The 15452-nt window shown below is 61.0% G+C and carries 10 protein-coding genes and 1 tRNA gene; 5 read left to right on the top strand and 6 right to left on the bottom strand.

Annotated elements, in window-relative coordinates; translation table 11 throughout:
• Window positions 1-26 precede the first annotated feature (26 nt).
• From rimK to ACLGGT_RS18180, 3 genes are all read right to left on the bottom strand, one after another.
• The gene (gene rimK, locus ACLGGT_RS18190) at window positions 27-1436 is read right to left on the bottom strand and encodes a 30S ribosomal protein S6--L-glutamate ligase (RefSeq protein ID WP_081506273.1); all 1410 of its coding nucleotides are present in this window, start codon (window positions 1434-1436) and stop codon (window positions 27-29) included.
• Window positions 1437-1530: 94 nt separating this feature from the next.
• Complete coding sequence (locus tag ACLGGT_RS18185) at window positions 1531-1806, bottom strand: hypothetical protein (protein ID WP_008281147.1); 276 nt, start codon at window positions 1804-1806, stop codon at window positions 1531-1533.
• Window positions 1806-2696, bottom strand: coding sequence for an SPFH domain-containing protein (locus tag ACLGGT_RS18180; RefSeq protein WP_375553506.1), 891 nt, complete (start codon window positions 2694-2696; stop codon window positions 1806-1808). The genes ACLGGT_RS18185 and ACLGGT_RS18180 overlap by 1 nt, the downstream gene beginning before the upstream one ends.
• A 99-nt stretch (window positions 2697-2795) precedes the next feature.
• Here ACLGGT_RS18180 and tgt point away from each other — a divergent pair, with 99 nt between their 5' ends.
• The 5 genes from tgt to ACLGGT_RS18155 all read left to right on the top strand — a co-directional run bounded on the left by tgt (window position 2796) and on the right by ACLGGT_RS18155 (window position 9734).
• Window positions 2796-3920 carry a tRNA guanosine(34) transglycosylase Tgt gene (gene tgt / locus ACLGGT_RS18175; protein WP_437197117.1) on the top strand — a complete coding sequence of 375 codons (1125 nt, stop codon included), beginning with the start codon at window positions 2796-2798 and terminating at the stop codon, window positions 3918-3920.
• A gap of 141 nt (window positions 3921-4061) precedes the next feature.
• Window positions 4062-5138, top strand: coding sequence for an alkene reductase (locus ACLGGT_RS18170; protein WP_219434527.1), 1077 nt, complete (start codon window positions 4062-4064; stop codon window positions 5136-5138).
• A gap of 225 nt (window positions 5139-5363) precedes the next feature.
• A complete protein-coding gene (locus ACLGGT_RS18165) occupies window positions 5364-6605 on the top strand; it encodes a PAS domain-containing protein (protein WP_219434526.1) in 1242 nt (413 codons plus the stop codon).
• A gap of 186 nt (window positions 6606-6791) precedes the next feature.
• A complete protein-coding gene (lon, locus tag ACLGGT_RS18160; RefSeq protein WP_437197116.1) occupies window positions 6792-9203 on the top strand; it encodes an endopeptidase La in 2412 nt (803 codons plus the stop codon).
• A 60-nt stretch (window positions 9204-9263) separates the two neighbouring features.
• Window positions 9264-9734: a hypothetical protein gene (locus tag ACLGGT_RS18155; protein ID WP_437197115.1), complete on the top strand. Its 471-nt coding sequence runs from the start codon at window positions 9264-9266 to the stop codon at window positions 9732-9734.
• An 88-nt stretch (window positions 9735-9822) separates the two neighbouring features.
• On the opposite strand, the gene ACLGGT_RS18150 is transcribed toward ACLGGT_RS18155, so the two are convergent.
• The 3 genes from ACLGGT_RS18150 to ACLGGT_RS18140 all read right to left on the bottom strand — a co-directional run bounded on the left by ACLGGT_RS18150 (window position 9823) and on the right by ACLGGT_RS18140 (window position 15441).
• Window positions 9823-14094, bottom strand: a complete 4272-nt coding sequence (locus tag ACLGGT_RS18150) for a choice-of-anchor I family protein (protein ID WP_437197114.1) — start codon at window positions 14092-14094, stop codon at window positions 9823-9825.
• Between the two features lie 138 nt (window positions 14095-14232).
• Entirely contained in the window at window positions 14233-15168 is a 936-nt protein-coding gene (locus ACLGGT_RS18145) for a hypothetical protein (protein WP_437197113.1), read from the bottom strand.
• A 183-nt stretch (window positions 15169-15351) separates the two neighbouring features.
• Window positions 15352-15441, bottom strand: a tRNA-Ser gene (locus tag ACLGGT_RS18140).
• Window positions 15442-15452: the final 11 nt, after the last annotated feature.

Raw genomic sequence — 15452 nt, 5'->3', positions numbered from 1 at the left:
GGGGACGTCAGCGGGCACCACGCAGCTTAGTCGGTGCCAGATTTGCGCCGACGTACCGGGACCGGGCGCACGCGGGTCTCGATCATTTCGTAAAGCGCGCCGGTGATGTTCTTGCCACTGGCCCCTTCGATCCCCTCAAAGCCGGGGGAGGAGTTGACCTCGAGCACTTTGGGGCCGCTGTCGGAGCGCAAAAGGTCTACGCCCGCCATGTTAAGATCAAACACACGGGCGGCGCGGATGGCTGTATCGCGCTCGGCCTTGGTGATGCGGATGGTCTTGGCGGTGCCGCCACGGTGCAGGTTGGAGCGGAAATCGCCCTCGGCCCCGGTGCGTTTCATCGAGGCCACGACCTTGCCGCCGACAACAAGGCAGCGGATGTCTTCGCCTGCCGCTTCCTTGACGAAATCCTGTACGAGAAAATTGGCCTTGAGCCCGCGAAAGGCGTCGATCACCGACTCGGCGGCCTTTTTGGTCTCTGCCAGAACCACGCCTTTGCCTTGGGTTGATTCGAGCAGTTTGACGATCAGGGGGGCTGTGCCGACAAGGCCCATGAGATTGCCGGTGTCCTTGGGCGAGGCGGCGAAGGCGGTGTTGGGCATGCCCACCTGTGCGCGCGCCATCAGCTGGTGGGCGTAGAGTTTATCGCGGCTGGAAATGATGCCCGCCGAGGGATTGACGCAAAAGGTGCCGATGGTTTCAAACTGGCGGATCACGGCGGCACCGTAGGCGGTGATGGACGCGCCGATCCGCGGGATCACCGCGTCATAGCGGGGCAGGCGTTTGCCATCGTAATGCACTTCGGGGGCGAGCGCGTTGATCGCCATGTAACAGCGGGTGGTGTCGATCACCTCGACGGTGTGACCGCGCGCCTCGCCTTCCTCGACGATGCGGCGGGTGGAGTAATTATCCTCGCGGCTGAGCACGGCGATACGCAGGGCGCGTTTGGGCTGTGCGGTGCGGACGCGGGCGGTGTGATAGACATCATAGCTGAGTTCGGGTTGCAGAAAGCGGTCTGTGGCGACGATGGAAATATGATCCTTGAGCGCCTGACGGCCCAAGAGCATGCGGCTTGTCATGCTGGAGCGATTGGTCAACGTGATCTCAATCGGCCATGTATCGCCGCCGACCGAGAGCTTGGAGGCGATGACATAGCGCAATTCCCGCTCGCCATTCGACGAGGTCACATCGCGCCGGTCGATGATCGGGGCGGAGCAGGGGATGATCAGATCATCACGGCCGGGAATTGGATGCACGGTAAAGCGCACCTTGGGGCGCGAGGCGGGACCGAAGGTTTCGATGTCAAAGGCATGCAGCGCCGAGGTGCGCGCGCCGGTGTCGACCTTGGCCTTGATCGCGGGGACGCCAAGATCAGGCAGGCTGACCCATTCCTCCCAGCCGAACTGGAGAGGCTGGGGGCTGTCGGGGGTATCGGTCATCGGGCGTGTCCTGTTGCGTTGAGTCGCGGCGGGGGCGCGCGTGCCGCCTCTCTACTTGGGATGGCCCTGAGGATGCAAGGAATGGGGGGGCAGGTTACTTGTTGATATCTTCGCGGATCACGCGGCTTTGGTCATCGGGAGCGCGAAAGAGCCGCCGCAGGATCACCCAGGCGGCCAAGGAGAGGAGCGTAAAGAGGGCGAGAAGCGCGGTGAGGCCAAGATTAAGCGGCAAGAGTACCAGCAGCGCCACGAGGGCAGCCCCAATGGCGAAGCCCAGAAAGATGAAACCGGGCACGAGGATTTCGAGGATGGCCAGCCCAAGGGCTGCCGCAAGCCAGACCCACCAGAGATGCCACAGGACCGTTTCCATCAGCCGCGTCCCTTGAGCATGTTGAAGGCATTGCCAAACGCCTCGAGCGCGTGGGCGGGCACGAGAATGGTGTTGGACGAGGGGCTATTGCCAAGGGTGTTGAGCGCCTCGACCTGTTTCAGCGCCACTTGATATTGCGCGGCCTCCAGCCCATTGGCGGCGATGGCGGCGGCGACCACGCCGGTGGCATAGGCCTCGGCGTCGGCCTCGATGCGGCGGGCCTTGGCGGCCTGTTCGGCGGCGTAAAGTTCGGCATCGGCCTGAAGTTCGACGGCACGTTTATGCCCCTCGGCCTCGGTCACCTGCGCGCGGCGGGCGCGTTCGGCGTTGAGCTGTTGCAGCATCGCGGCGCGGGTGGCCTGATCAAGATTGACATCGAGAATTTCGGCGCGGGTCACTTCGATGCCCCAGTCATCGACGGCGTTTTCAACCAGCGATTTGATCGTGGTGATCAGTTGAGTTCGGTTGGATTGCACCTCGTCTAGGTCCATCTTGCCGATTTCGGCGCGCACGATGCCGGCCACGGTGGTGGCAATCGCGCCATCCACCTCGCGGATGCGGTAGACGGTCTTTTCCGGGTAGAGGATGCGGTAGAACACCGAGGTTTCGACCTGCAAAAGCACGTTGTCGCGGGTGATGGCATCCTGGCTTGCGTTGGGCAATTGCCGCTCAAGGATCGAAATCTTGTGCCGCACCACATCGAGAAAGGGCACGATCAGATTGATGCCGGGGCCAAGCACCTTGTGCAGTTTGCCAAAGCGTTCGACGACATATTGCTCTGACTGGGGCACGATCTTGACCCCGCGAAAGATTATGATGATCCCCAAAAGCGCAATCAGCAGCCAAACGACATTCGTGGAAATCAGGTTCAGGATCATGTCTTCGGTCATGGGAACTCTCACACTGGGGCGGCCAAGACGGCATTTTACAAGGCAGGGTAAACCGCTTTAAAGGGGGGCAAAAGGGCTAAAGCGATAGGAATTGACGGCATGCGGTTCGGGTTCGAGAAACTGGCACAGGACGGCGCGGCGCGGGCAGGGGTGATCCGCGCGCCGCGCGGTGACATCCGCACGCCAGCCTTCATGCCGGTGGGCACGGCGGCCACAGTCAAGGCGATGATGCCCGAAAGCGTGCGCGCCACGGGGGCGGATATCCTCTTGGGCAATACCTATCACCTGATGCTGCGGCCGGGGGCTGAGCGGATTGATCGCTTGGGCGGGTTGCATCGGTTCATGAACTGGGAGCGGCCGATCCTGACGGATTCGGGCGGATTTCAGGTGATGAGCCTTGCAGGGTTGCGCAAGCTGACCGAGCAGGGTGTGACCTTCAAGAGCCATATCGACGGGTCCAAGCATGAGCTGACGCCCGAGCGGTCGATGGAAATCCAGCGGTTGCTGGGGTCTGACATCGTGATGTGTTTTGACGAATGCCCCGCCTTGCCCGCGACCGATAAGGCGGTGGCCGAGAGTATGCGGCTGAGCATGCGGTGGGCGGCGCGCTCGAAAGAGGCGTTTGGCGACCGGCCGGGTCACGCGCTCTTCGGGATCATGCAGGGGGGTGTTACGCCCGAGTTGCGCGAAGAGAGTGCCGAGGCCCTGAAAGCCATTGGTTTTGACGGCTATGCCGTGGGCGGTCTGGCCGTGGGGGAGGGGCAAGAGGCGATGTTTGGCGTGCTTGACTATGCGCCGGGCTTTTTGCCGGAGGATCGCCCGCGCTACCTCATGGGGGTGGGTAAGCCCGATGACATCGTGGGGGCCGTGAAGCGTGGCATCGACATGATGGATTGTGTGCTGCCCAGCCGGTCGGGGCGCACCGGGCAGGTGTTTACCCGGCATGGTGTGGTCAATATCAAGAACGCGCGGCATCAGGATGATCCGAGGCCATTGGATGAGGCCTGCACCTGTCCGGCCTGTCGGAATTATTCCCGCGCCTATCTGCATCATGTGTTCCGGTCGCAGGAGATCATCAGCTCGATGCTGCTGACATGGCACAACCTGCATTATTTCCAACAGATCATGTCAGAGATGCGCGCAGCGATTGCCGAGGGGCAGTTTGAAGCGTGGGAGGCCGCGTTTCACGCAGGCCGCGCAGAGGGCGATATCGACCCGCTCTAAGCGCGCGCCTGTCAATGGCCGGGTTCTGTGCGGTGGTGCGGCAAGGCCTGTGGGATAGGGCGCAGCTGGCGGACTTGTGTGGCGGCAGCGGGGGCATAGGTTGAGTGCAAGCGTAAATCGCATGCACAAGGAGCATTCCCCATGAGCCACAAACTGTTTTCCGGCACCAAAGCTGGTGATCTTGATCTGTCCAACCGGGTTGTCATGGCCCCGCTGACACGCAACCGCGCCGATAATGACACGGGCGAGGTTGGTGCGCTGCATGTGGATTATTATGGGCAGCGCGCCGGGGCCGGGTTGATCATCACCGAGGCCGCGCAGATCAGCCCCGAGGGCAAGGGCTATGTCGGCACGCCGGGCATTTACAGCCCCGGGCAGGTTGCCGCGTGGAAAAAGGTGACAGAGGCGGTGCATGCCAAGGGGGGCAAGATCGTCATTCAGCTCTGGCATGTGGGGCGGATCAGCCATACGTCGCTGCAGCCCGATGCGCAGGCCCCGGTTGCGCCGGTGGCGGTGGCGGCCAAGGCACAGACCGTCACGACGGCCGGGTTCGAGGACACATCGACGCCGCGCGCCCTGCGCGCAGATGAGATGCTGCGGCTGGTTGCGGATTATGTCCATGCCGCCAAGGCGGCCAAGGAGGCCGGGTTTGACGGAATCGAATTGCATGCCGCCAATGGCTATTTGCTGGATCAGTTCCTGAAGGACGGTCCGAACACCCGCGAAGATGCCTATGGCGGATCAGTGGGCAATCGGGCGCGGTTGCTGTTTGAGGTATTGGACGGGCTGGAAACCGTCTGGGCACCGGGGGAAATCGGTATTCGCCTTTCGCCGTGGTCGGGGTTCAATGACGCGACGGACAGCGATCCTGATACCAGCTTTGGCTGGGTGGTCGAGCAGCTTAACCGGCGGGGTCTGGCCTATCTGCACCTGATCGAGGGCAGCACGGGTGGCGCACGCGACGGCGCGTTTGACGCGCTGCGGGCCAAATGGACCGGGGTTTACATGGCCAATAATGGCTATGACCGCGATCTGGCGCTGACGCGGGTGGCGACGGGCAAGGTTGATCTGGTGGCCTTTGGGCGGCCCTATATCGCCAATCCCGATCTGGCCGAGCGGCTAGAGCTGAATGCGCCGCTGAATGAGGGTGATCAGGCGACGTATTATGGCGGCGGGGCAGAGGGCTATACCGATTATCCGACGCTTGAGACCGTTTAAGGATCGTCTGACATGATATTTTGCGCGCGGCCTGTTGGGCTGCGCGCAAAGATGGCGCGATACGTGCAGGATCGCAGCAGGTGACGAGGGATAAGGGACTTGGACAGCGCAGGACGATTTGTGCCGGTCTGACCCTAAAGTTGTATAAAGCATGACCGTTTAGCCAAAGACGCAGGCGGTGTTGTCTGACCCTTCTGACCATGAAACATACTGCACGAGGTGGATATGCACGCCGACGCCGCACGGTCTGGCCCAAGGGCCGACAAAACACTTGTCGACCAAGAGGTTCCTTTTCGAGCAGATGAGCTGTTCTTTTCCCGCACCGACACGCGCGGGGTGATCCGGGCGTTCAACCCCGTGTTTGCCCGTGTCGGGGGCTACAGTGCCGAGGAACTGGTCGGCGCGCCGCACAAGCTGGTGCGGCATCCCGACATGCCCAAAGGTGTGTTCTGGTTGATGTGGGAAGGGTTGAAACGTGGCCATTCGGTTGGGGCCTATGTCAAGAACCGGGCCAAGGATGGGCGGTTCTATTGGGTGTTCGCCGTGGTTTCGCCGGTTGATGGCGGCTATTTGTCGGTGCGGTTGAAGCCGACGAGTGCGCTCTTCACGACTGTGAAAGAGGTATATGCCCGCGCCTTGGGCCGCGAGCGCGAGCGCAGTCTGACGCCTGAGCAAAGTGCAGCGGCCATTGAGGCCGATTTGATGGACGCGGGCTTTGCCAATTATGGCGTGTTTCAGATCGAGGCATTGCGCCGCGAACATGCGTCACGCGAAGGAGCGCGCAAACGCGCGGTCACGCCTGCCTTGGCTGCGTCGGGTCATCTTTTTGACGTCAAGCGCGAGATTGAGCAGGAATTGCGGGTGCTTTGCGTCAATCTCAAAGAGGCTGAGCTGATCACCACCAATATGAAGATCCAAGCCTGCAAGCTCAAGTCTGACAGAGGGCCGATCAACGAGATTGCCAAGAATTACGAAATGATGATGCGCGATATTCGCAATCATCCGCGCGTGATCCAGACCCTGCGCGACGATCAGGGGACTTGGGATGTGGCCGACGAAGCAAAATCGGTGTTCATGATTGCCGTGGCCGATCTTATGGAGGAAATGGTCACGTTCTTTACCCAAGAAGCGGAGCGCGAAAACCATCTGGGTGCGACCGCCGAGATGGAGGTGGTCGCGGGCCTGCGGGATCGGTATCGGATCGAGGCGGATCGCGCCATGCAGGACGGCTATCGCGCAGTCCGGCAGTTGTCGGCGGATGCCGAGATGATCCGGCGCATGGTCACGGGGTTGGCGATGGTGCGGGTCGTGCTGCGTGTCGAAGCGGGTATTCTGCGCGAGCGCTTGTCGGGGCTGCAATCCATCTTGGGGCAGTTGGACCGCTTTCATGACGAGGTGAGTGCCGCGCTGGAGCGGGTGCAGGACGCGGTGACGTCGTTGATGCGCGACCGCAGTCTGGCGGCCTGAGACACCATGCAAAGCGGGGCCTAGGCTATGATGCGCCCTTGTGCCCGACCTGATCTGCGGGCAATGTTTGCCGAATCTGTTGAAACCTGACGGGGTCCGCCCCAAGTTAGGGCTAACGTAACGGAGAGGGCCGTGGTTGCCGCCGCGCGGGACCGGTGCCCTCTTGCTAAAAACAGGAATACGAGCATGCAAGACACCCTCAACGCCTCTTATCCGGTCCTGCCGCTGCGGGATATCGTGGTGTTCCCGCATATGATCGTGCCGCTCTTTGTGGGGCGCGAGAAATCTGTGCGCGCCCTGGAAGAGGTCATGGCCGATGACAAGCAGATCCTGCTGTCGAGCCAGATTGATCCCGCAGATGACGATCCCGCCGAGTCCGGCATTTACCGCGTGGGCGTGCTGGCCAATGTGCTGCAACTGCTCAAGCTGCCCGATGGCACCGTCAAGGTGCTGGTCGAGGGCGTGGCGCGGGTGCGGATCACCGAGTATCTGGCCAATTCCGAATTCTTCGAGGCCAAGGCCGAGTATCTGAGCGAAATTCCCGGCGATGCGACCACGATCGCGGCGCTGTTGCGCACGGTCGGCGATGAATTCGCGCGCTATGCCAAAGTGAAAAAGAACATCCCCGACGAGGCGATGGCCGCTGTCACCGAGTCCGAAGAGCCGGCCAAGTTGGCGGATCTGGTGGCGGGTCATCTTGGGCTGGATGTGGGCCGCAAGCAGGAACTGCTTGAGACGTTGAGCGTGAGCGAGCGTCTGGAGAAGGTTTACGGCCTCATGCAGGGCGAAATGAGCGTTCTTCAGGTCGAGAAGAAGATCAAGACGCGCGTCAAATCCCAGATGGAGCGCACGCAGCGCGAGTATTATCTGAATGAGCAAATGAAAGCCATTCAGAAGGAATTGGGGGATGGCGAGGATGGCGCGGGCGAGATTGCCGAGCTGGAAGAGCGCATCGCCAAGACCAAGCTGAGCAAGGAAGCCGCAGAAAAGGCCGAAGCCGAGCTGAAAAAGCTCAAAAGCATGAGCCCGATGAGCGCTGAGGCGACTGTGGTGCGCAACTATCTCGACTGGATGCTGAGCATTCCATGGGGTGTCAAAAGCCGCACCAAAAAGGACCTGCACAAGGCGCAGGATATCCTTGATGCCGATCACTATGGTCTGGACAAGGTCAAAGAGCGGATCGTCGAATATCTCGCGGTGCAGCAACGCAGCCAAAAGCTGAAGGGCCCGATCATGTGCCTTGTCGGCCCGCCGGGTGTGGGTAAGACCAGCCTTGGTAAATCCGTGGCGCGGGCGACGGGGCGTGAGTTCATTCGGATTTCTCTGGGTGGGGTGCGCGACGAGTCTGAGATCCGTGGCCACCGGCGGACCTATATCGGGTCGATGCCCGGCAAGATCATTCAGGCGTTGAAAAAGGCCAAGACCACCAATCCGCTGATCCTGCTCGATGAGATCGACAAGATGGGGCAGGATTTCCGGGGTGATCCGGCGTCGGCGATGCTTGAGGTGCTTGATCCCGAGCAGAACTCGACCTTTGTCGATCACTGTCTTGAGGTGGAATACGACCTTTCGAACGTGATGTTCCTGACCACGGCCAATAGCTATAACATGCCGGGGCCTCTGCTCGACCGGATGGAGATCATTCCGCTGGCGGGCTATACCGAGGATGAAAAGCGCGAGATTGCCAAGCAACATCTGGTCGACAAGCAGGTCAAGAACAACGGCCTCAAGAAGGGTGAATTTGCGCTGACCGATGCGGCACTGACCGACGTGATCCGCTATTACACCCGCGAAGCCGGGGTGCGGAACCTTGAGCGTGAGATTGCCAAGCTGGCGCGCAAGGCGGTGACGCGGATCATCAAGGGGACGGACAAGGCGATCACGATCACGCCTGAAAACCTTGATGATTTCCTTGGGGTGCGCAAATACAAGTTCGGTCTGGCCGAAGAGAGCGATCAGGTGGGTGTTGTCACCGGGCTGGCCTATACTTCTGTGGGCGGTGAGTTGCTGAATATCGAAGCGCTGCGCCTGCCGGGCAAGGGCCGGATGAAGACCACCGGCAAGCTGGGCGATGTCATGAAAGAGTCGATTGACGCTGCCTCAAGCTATGTCCGCTCTGTGGCACCTGATTTGGGGATCAAGCCGCCCAAGTTCGAGAAATGGGATATTCACGTCCATGTTCCCGAAGGCGCGACGCCCAAGGATGGCCCCTCGGCTGGCCTTGCGATGGTGACCTCCATCGTATCGGTGCTGACCGGCATTCCCATTCGCAAGGATATCGCCATGACTGGCGAGGTCACGCTGCGCGGCAATGCGCTGCCTATTGGTGGCCTGAAGGAAAAGCTGCTGGCGGCGTTGCGGGGCGGGATCAAGACCGTTCTAATTCCGCGTGAGAACGAAAAGGATCTGGCCGAGATCCCGGACAATGTGAAAGAGGGGCTGGATATTATCCCTGTCGATCACGTGCGCGACGTGCTGAAACTGGCGCTGGTGCGGGCACCGGAGCCTGTGGAATGGGACGAAGAGGCCGAAGAGGCCGCCGCTGCCGAGGCCGCGCTGAAATCCGGCGAAGAGGGCCGGGGGGCCGTGGCGCACTGAGAAAGCTGTAAAAAAATGCCCCGGAGATGATCCGGGGCATTTTCTTGATGGGGTATCGGTATGAGTGAAGAGCGAGTTTTTCCGGTACGGCGTCGGTTGTTGCTGTGGTTTGGTTGGTTCTGGCTGATACTGATTCCGGTCTACGTTGCGGTCTCGCTTGCCGAAGGGCCGCCCTATGAACGCAAAATCCTGATCGTTGCCATTTTGGGGCTGGCCATTGGACTATACAGTCTCAAGTCTGCTTGGAACGTGCGCGAAATCCGCATCGACGCTGAGCGCCTGCTGTTTCTGCCGGTCGGGGCGGAGCTGCGCTTTGCCGACATCGACGGGATGGAGGTGCCAAGCTGGATGGACCGGCGTGACACGCCGCCCCGGTCTCTTGGCGGACTGCGGCTAAAGATGGCGACGAAAGAGCGACGTATCGTTACGGGGGCGTTCTGGTGTTGGGACAAGGTCGGTAGTCTTTATTTATATGGGTGTGACAGCGATGCCATTCTTGAAATATTGAAAGACCGAATTCCGCGTGTCTGAGGCGAGCGCGCGTATCTGGAAAAGGCGGCCGAAAGGAAACCGGCCCCGCTGTTGAACGGGGCCGGTGAATTTTTGCCTGGACCAGTATTTATCCGAAGAGGAAGTTATCTGCGGTGAGGTCTGCCGCGAGAACCGCCTCGAAGGTGATGGTCTGGCCGTCGACCGCTACAACCGCACCGGCGACCGTATCGGTGATGTCGAGCGTGTCGAAACTGGCCACGCTGCGCAGGATGACGGTTTCGGTGCTGGCATCGAAATCGGTGATGATGTCGGCCTCGCCGCTGGTCAGCGTGTTGAAGACGAAGGTATCCACACCCTCGCCGCCGGTCATCAGGTCATTACCCGAACCGCCGTTGAGCGTGTCATTGCCTGCGCCGCCATCCAGCGCGTCATCGCGCCCGCCGCCTGCGACAAAGTCATCGCCTGCGCCACCCAGAACGGTATCGTCACCCAAGCCGCCGCCGAGGCTGTCGTTGCCTTCGCCCCCATCAAGCAGGTCAGTGCCTGCGCCGCCGCCGATGAAGTCATCGCCGGTGCCACCCTCGACCGTGTCGGCGCCTTGACCGCCACCGAGGCGGTCATTACCGTCCTCGCCCCGCACCAGATCGTTGCCTGCGCCGCCATTGGCCACATCGTTTCCAGCACCGCCGTTGACGATGTCGTCACCCAAGCCAGCCCCGATGGTGTCGTTGCCAGCTCCGCCGTTCACCGTATCATTGCCAAAGCCACCGCCGAGGTTGTCATTGCCTGCGCCGCCGTTCACGAGGTCGTCGCCCGCGCCTGCGCCAAAACCATCGTCACCGTCGGTGCCCACCAATGTGTCGTCGCCATCACTGCGCCCGGTCGGGGAGCTGTCCACGCCGAGGTTGTCGAGGTTGTAGATTGCGGTGTTGCCGTCGCCCTCATAGGCGATGGCGATCTGGGCAAATCCTGTCGCGCTCTGCTCTGCCGGGATAAAGGCGATGGTTTCGGGGCTGATGTTGCCGTTGGCCTCGCTGTCGATATAGCTGTCGAACACCGGGTTTGCGGGGTCCGAGATGTCGAACACCATAATGCCGCTGTCGCGCTCAAGCCCGATGAAGACATAGGGTTTGCCTTCGACAACACCCACGGCGATGGCCTCGGGCTCAACCCCTTTGTCGTCTGAACGGTTGTCGAACTCGCCTTCGTCCTGATTGAAGAGCTCGGGCCGGATTTCGGCGATAAGCTGCGAGAACTGCGACCCGCTGTCAAAGACGATCTCGCCCGCCGCATTATAGACGGTGAAGGAGCGCGCGCCGTAGTGGAACAGCTGATCGTAATCGCCATCGCCGTCGGTGTCGCCCAGATCGGTGCGCACGTTGAGGCGGCCAAGGTTTTCGTTCAGTTGCAGGATATCGGCATTTGGAAAGGCCGTTGGGTCAAGATCAAGGCTGCCTATGCGGGCCTCGGTCGCATCGCGGGCGTCGCCTTCGTTGGCGGTGAAGATATAGGTTTCGCCGCCGATTTCGATCGAGGTGATCGCGTCAGGCTGGCGCATGCCGAAGAGGTTGTCATAGGTTTGCAGGTTGATCGCGTTGTCGCGGTTGGAGGCGTCGATCTCGTTGCCCGGAAGCGAACGATCCACGAGGCCGAAGCTGCGGATGTCGGTCACGGTGTTGGTCGTGAGGTCGATGACCGCGTAGGCATTGGCCTCTTGCAGGCTGACCCATGCGGTGACGCCATCGGGCAGCACGGTGATATATTCCGGCTCCAGATCCTGCGAGGCGGAGTTGCCCGGTTGGATCAGAACGCCGGCCTCGCGCAAGCTGTCCTCTTGGCCGTCGAAGGCCGAGAAATCGAGCGTGACGGCGGTGGCATTGGCCGCGCCGCCGCTGAGGTCGATGATGGACACAGACCCGAGCGGATCGGTGCCGTCGAGCGGTTCACCCTCATTGGCCACGAGGATGCGCGTGCCATCGGGGGTGAAGGTCAGCATGTCGGGCAGATTGCCGACCTCAATGGTGTTGAGCAGGGTGCCTTCGAGATCAAAGATCGCAACCACGCCATTGGCCTCGGCCGGTGTGACCGAAATGGCCGCGGCGACAAGACCGTTTTTGGCAGCGACCGATTGCACGCCGTCAAAACCCTGAACCTGATCTAGATCGAATTCAAAGAGCTTCTCGCCGGTGGCGGCATCGAATACGTCAACCCGGTTTTGTGCGCCGTTGGTGACATAGGCGCGGCCTGCGTCCACCGAGACCACTTCGGAGCCGCCGGTGAAAAGCTCGGTCTCGCCGCTGAGCAGGTTGGCAGCGATGGACACCTCAAGCGTTGGGGTGTTTTCGTCCAGCAGAATGCGGTCAATCCCGCCATTGCGCGCCAATTGAACAATGCGCAGGTCGTTGACCACATCGGTTTCGGCATTGGCAAAGGCGGTGTCTTCGTCGGGGAAATTCTCGGACATGAAATCGCCCAAGGCCTGCTGTTCGCCAAGGCGATCCGCCTCTGTGTCGGATGTGATGCCGCCCTCAGGCGTCAGGAATTGCACATCCGAGATCAGTTCTTGAAACGGATAGCCGTCGCCATTGCTCTGCATGAGGAAATCGAGCGTGACCATGCGGATCGTCTCGGGGGCCTCAGCCGTAAAGGCGCCATCGCGAAAGATCACGATGTCATCGCCGGTTTCGGGATCAATCAAGGCCACCGTCTTGATCCGGTCGCCTGCGACGGCCACTTGCGGGCGGTCGGTGGCCGGATCGACCACGTAATCGCCATTCGCATCGGTCACGAGTTGCTGGGCGATGCCTGCCTCATCAAAGCTGACGCGGAAACCGCCGATCTGAAAGAAACGACCGGGGGTGTTGCCTGCGTCGGTATCGGTGTCGGCCACGCCATGCTCGAGCAGCATGAGAAAGCCTTCTTTGGTCACGGTGGCGACGGCCAGACCGTTGTTGAACCGCAGCGAGTTTTGCAGGTCAAGCTGCGACAGCACGCCGTCGCCTGCATCAGTGCCGGTATTGGTGGCCGAGCCGATTTCGGCGCGGATGCCGCCACCGTTCTTGAAAGAGACGTTGACGGTGGTATCGGCACCCCGTGCCGCCGAGAGATTGGCATCGGCAGTCAGGTTGCCAAGGTTGCTTTCCTCGGTGCGCACGGTTTCGCGGCGTCCGTCAAGGAACACGTCATGGTTGCCAAAGGCGATGGCGTCGGCCTCGTCCACAATGACCTGCACCGCATCGGTCAGGTCCTGCACGATGCTGGCCTTGGCCGAAGCGTCGAGCGCTTCTGTCAAAGTGGCGGCACCGGTCACGTCGAGAACGCCCTGCGCATCGGTTGCGAAAGTGCCCGAGACGGCGGTGTCGATGGAATCGGCCACAAGAACGCCGTTATCGTCGAATTCGACCACGAGGCGGCCAAGGTAGCTGTATTCGCCATCAGTCGAGACGATCGCCACGGGATTGCCATTCGCATCCACGGTCAGGAAAGGATAGGATTCGGCCGCTGCATCGCCATCGCGCAGCCGGTCATTGGCATCGGCCTGAAGCGTGTTAGAGCCGCCCGCGATGATGATATCCACCCCGTCAAGCAGCCCTGCCAGTTCCTTTTCCAGCGAAATCTGCTGAAGATGCGAGGTGAGGATGATCTTGTTGGCCCCCGCCGCGATCAACGCGTCGATCTGCGGCTGAATGACGGCGGCGAGAGCGGCCATATTGTTGGCCCCGCCGGTGATCTCATTGGTGCCGCCGGTCGAGGAAATCGTCTCGATGATCTGGGTGGTGGCCCCGACCACGCCGATCAACTCGCCGCCTTCTTCGATCAGAGTGGCGGGGGCGATGGCCGGGCCGATATTGCGCGCCGCCAGATCGGCCAACGATTCCGCGAAGATATCCGAGGTCAGGATCTCGTCGGTAAAGAGGCGACCAAGGCTGTTGTCACCCGAAAAGTCGATGTTTGCGGAAAGATAGGGGAAGAGGGCACCCACCCAGTTGATCTCGCCATTGCCGCCAGAGGCATTGATGATGCCGGCAAAGGCATTGGTGCCGGGGTCGAATTCGTGATTGCCGACTGCCGAGGCGTCAAAGCCGAGCACATTCATGATAGTGATGTCGACGCGGCCCGGGCCTTCGTCGATGTCGAGCGTCACGCCGGTCAGATCAAGGCCCAGAACCTCTGTGTAAAAGCGTTCATAAGCGGCGGTCAGGGTGGCCCCCATCGAGAAATCCGCTGCGGTCGAAAAGAATGGGCCGGGAATGTAATTGTCTCCGGCAGAAAGCAGGATCGTGTTCTCGAATGTATCTTCGAGCGTGTCGACGATCGCGGCAAAATTCGGCGCGTTGTCCAGAGCGGCAACGCCACCCTCAAGATCGTTGGCATGCAGAAGTTGGAGCGTATAGGCCATAGGAGGGTCCACCCAGATTGAGACATGATACCGGGGACCGATAGAGGCGGTTTGTGACGTGGGTTTGAGAGATTTGTAACGTCTGCGTAAACGGCGCGCGCGGTGGTCCGTCTGACAGATGTGGCGCGTGGTTTGCGCTTAGTCGCGTTCTGGTGTCTCTGCGCGCGCGCGACTGCGCAGGCGCTGCGCCCGAGCGAGCCTGTCCACTTGGTTCATCGCTTGCAGGATGTTTCCCGTGGCGGCTGTGAACAGCGCTTCGCGCTCTGCAAAGAAGGGGTCGGCGAATGTCTCAAAGGCGCGGCGCGCGACGGCGGCACCGGTTTTGAGGTGGCGATGCCGTGCGAGGGCCTGCAGCATTTCCTTGTGATATTTGGGCAGCGTCTTGCGGGCGCGCATCTCGGAATAAAACCAGGCGTTGTCCAGCGTGCCGGTGCTGGCCTTGCGGAACACCTCCTTCAAAAGACCCATGGCGTCAAAGGCTTCGGGCAGGCCGTGCCCAAGCAAAGGGCTGCGCAGGTGCCGGACATTTTCCCCGGTAAAGCGTGCGGCATGACGGCGATCTTCGCTGTGGAACGGATCATAGAACAGATAGACCTCGGTGGCCTGACGCGATTCGACGGCGGCATCGTTGAAGAGACCATCCCAGCGTTGCCGACGTCCTTTGCCGTGGTTGGTTTCCCAAGGCACTAGATCGGTATTCAGGGTGCTTTGTGGGGTATAGCTGATCACGCGGCAGCCGGGGGCCAATGACGAAAAGGCCGCCGCACCAAAGCCGCCCATAGAGGTGCCGGTCATGATGACCTGCGCGAAGTTTTGGAAAAAACCCTGGTCGCGCAGCGCCAGCAGGCTGGCGTGCAGGGCAGGGCATCTGAACCAATCGGTGTCATCCGCCAGGACACCCAGAACGGAATGCCCCTCTTGCAAAAAGAACCCATGCCCCCAAGCCCGCCTGTTCGGTGCCCTGCGCTGCGCCGCGACGGCATTGTCAAAGGACACAACCAGCACGGGCCCAGCCGCCGTGAAGGACAGGCGGTTCTTCGGCAGGATAGTCTCGAAATCCGTAACGAGTGGCATGGCGTTTTGTCTCTGTGCTTGGCCTGCTCAGGCCTCACCTCGGCGGCACTGATCGTTGCAACTGCATAACCTCTTGGCGCAGCAGTCTCGCGGATTTTAGGAGACACCACAATGAGGAGCGATGCCAGCAAACACACAGCCCGCCCAAAAGATTTGAAGTAGGTAAATGACTTAAGGGGATAGTGGCGGAGAGACAGGGATTCGAACCCTGGGTGGGGTTGCCCCCACAACGGTTTTCGAGACCGCCCCGTTCGACCACTCCGGCACCTCTCCGCGGGGGTCTG

The sequence above is a fragment of the Roseovarius sp. MS2 genome (assembly GCF_051447875.1).
Classification (GTDB): Bacteria; Pseudomonadota; Alphaproteobacteria; order Rhodobacterales; family Rhodobacteraceae; genus Roseovarius; species Roseovarius mucosus_A.
The sequence above is the reverse complement of the archived record's forward strand: the minus strand, read 5'-3'. Positions and strand labels throughout refer to the sequence as shown.

Bases quoted from the DNA above. Each gene is read 5' to 3' on its own strand.
- ACLGGT_RS18185 (WP_008281147.1), bottom strand. From the start codon at position 1,806: ATGGAAACGGTCCTGTGGCATCTCTGGTGGGTCTGGCTTGCGGCAGCC.
- lon (WP_437197116.1), top strand. From the start codon at position 6,792: ATGCAAGACACCCTCAACGCCTCTTATCCGGTCCTGCCGCTGCGGGAT.
- ACLGGT_RS18155 (WP_437197115.1), top strand. From the start codon at position 9,264: ATGAGTGAAGAGCGAGTTTTTCCGGTACGGCGTCGGTTGTTGCTGTGG.
- rimK (WP_081506273.1), bottom strand. From the start codon at position 1,436: ATGACCGATACCCCCGACAGCCCCCAGCCTCTCCAGTTCGGCTGGGAG.
- ACLGGT_RS18150 (WP_437197114.1), bottom strand. From the start codon at position 14,094: ATGGCCTATACGCTCCAACTTCTGCATGCCAACGATCTTGAGGGTGGC.
- tgt (WP_437197117.1), top strand. From the start codon at position 2,796: ATGCGGTTCGGGTTCGAGAAACTGGCACAGGACGGCGCGGCGCGGGCA.
- ACLGGT_RS18145 (WP_437197113.1), bottom strand. From the start codon at position 15,168: ATGCCACTCGTTACGGATTTCGAGACTATCCTGCCGAAGAACCGCCTG.
- ACLGGT_RS18180 (WP_375553506.1), bottom strand. From the start codon at position 2,696: ATGACCGAAGACATGATCCTGAACCTGATTTCCACGAATGTCGTTTGG.
- ACLGGT_RS18165 (WP_219434526.1), top strand. From the start codon at position 5,364: ATGCACGCCGACGCCGCACGGTCTGGCCCAAGGGCCGACAAAACACTT.
- ACLGGT_RS18170 (WP_219434527.1), top strand. From the start codon at position 4,062: ATGAGCCACAAACTGTTTTCCGGCACCAAAGCTGGTGATCTTGATCTG.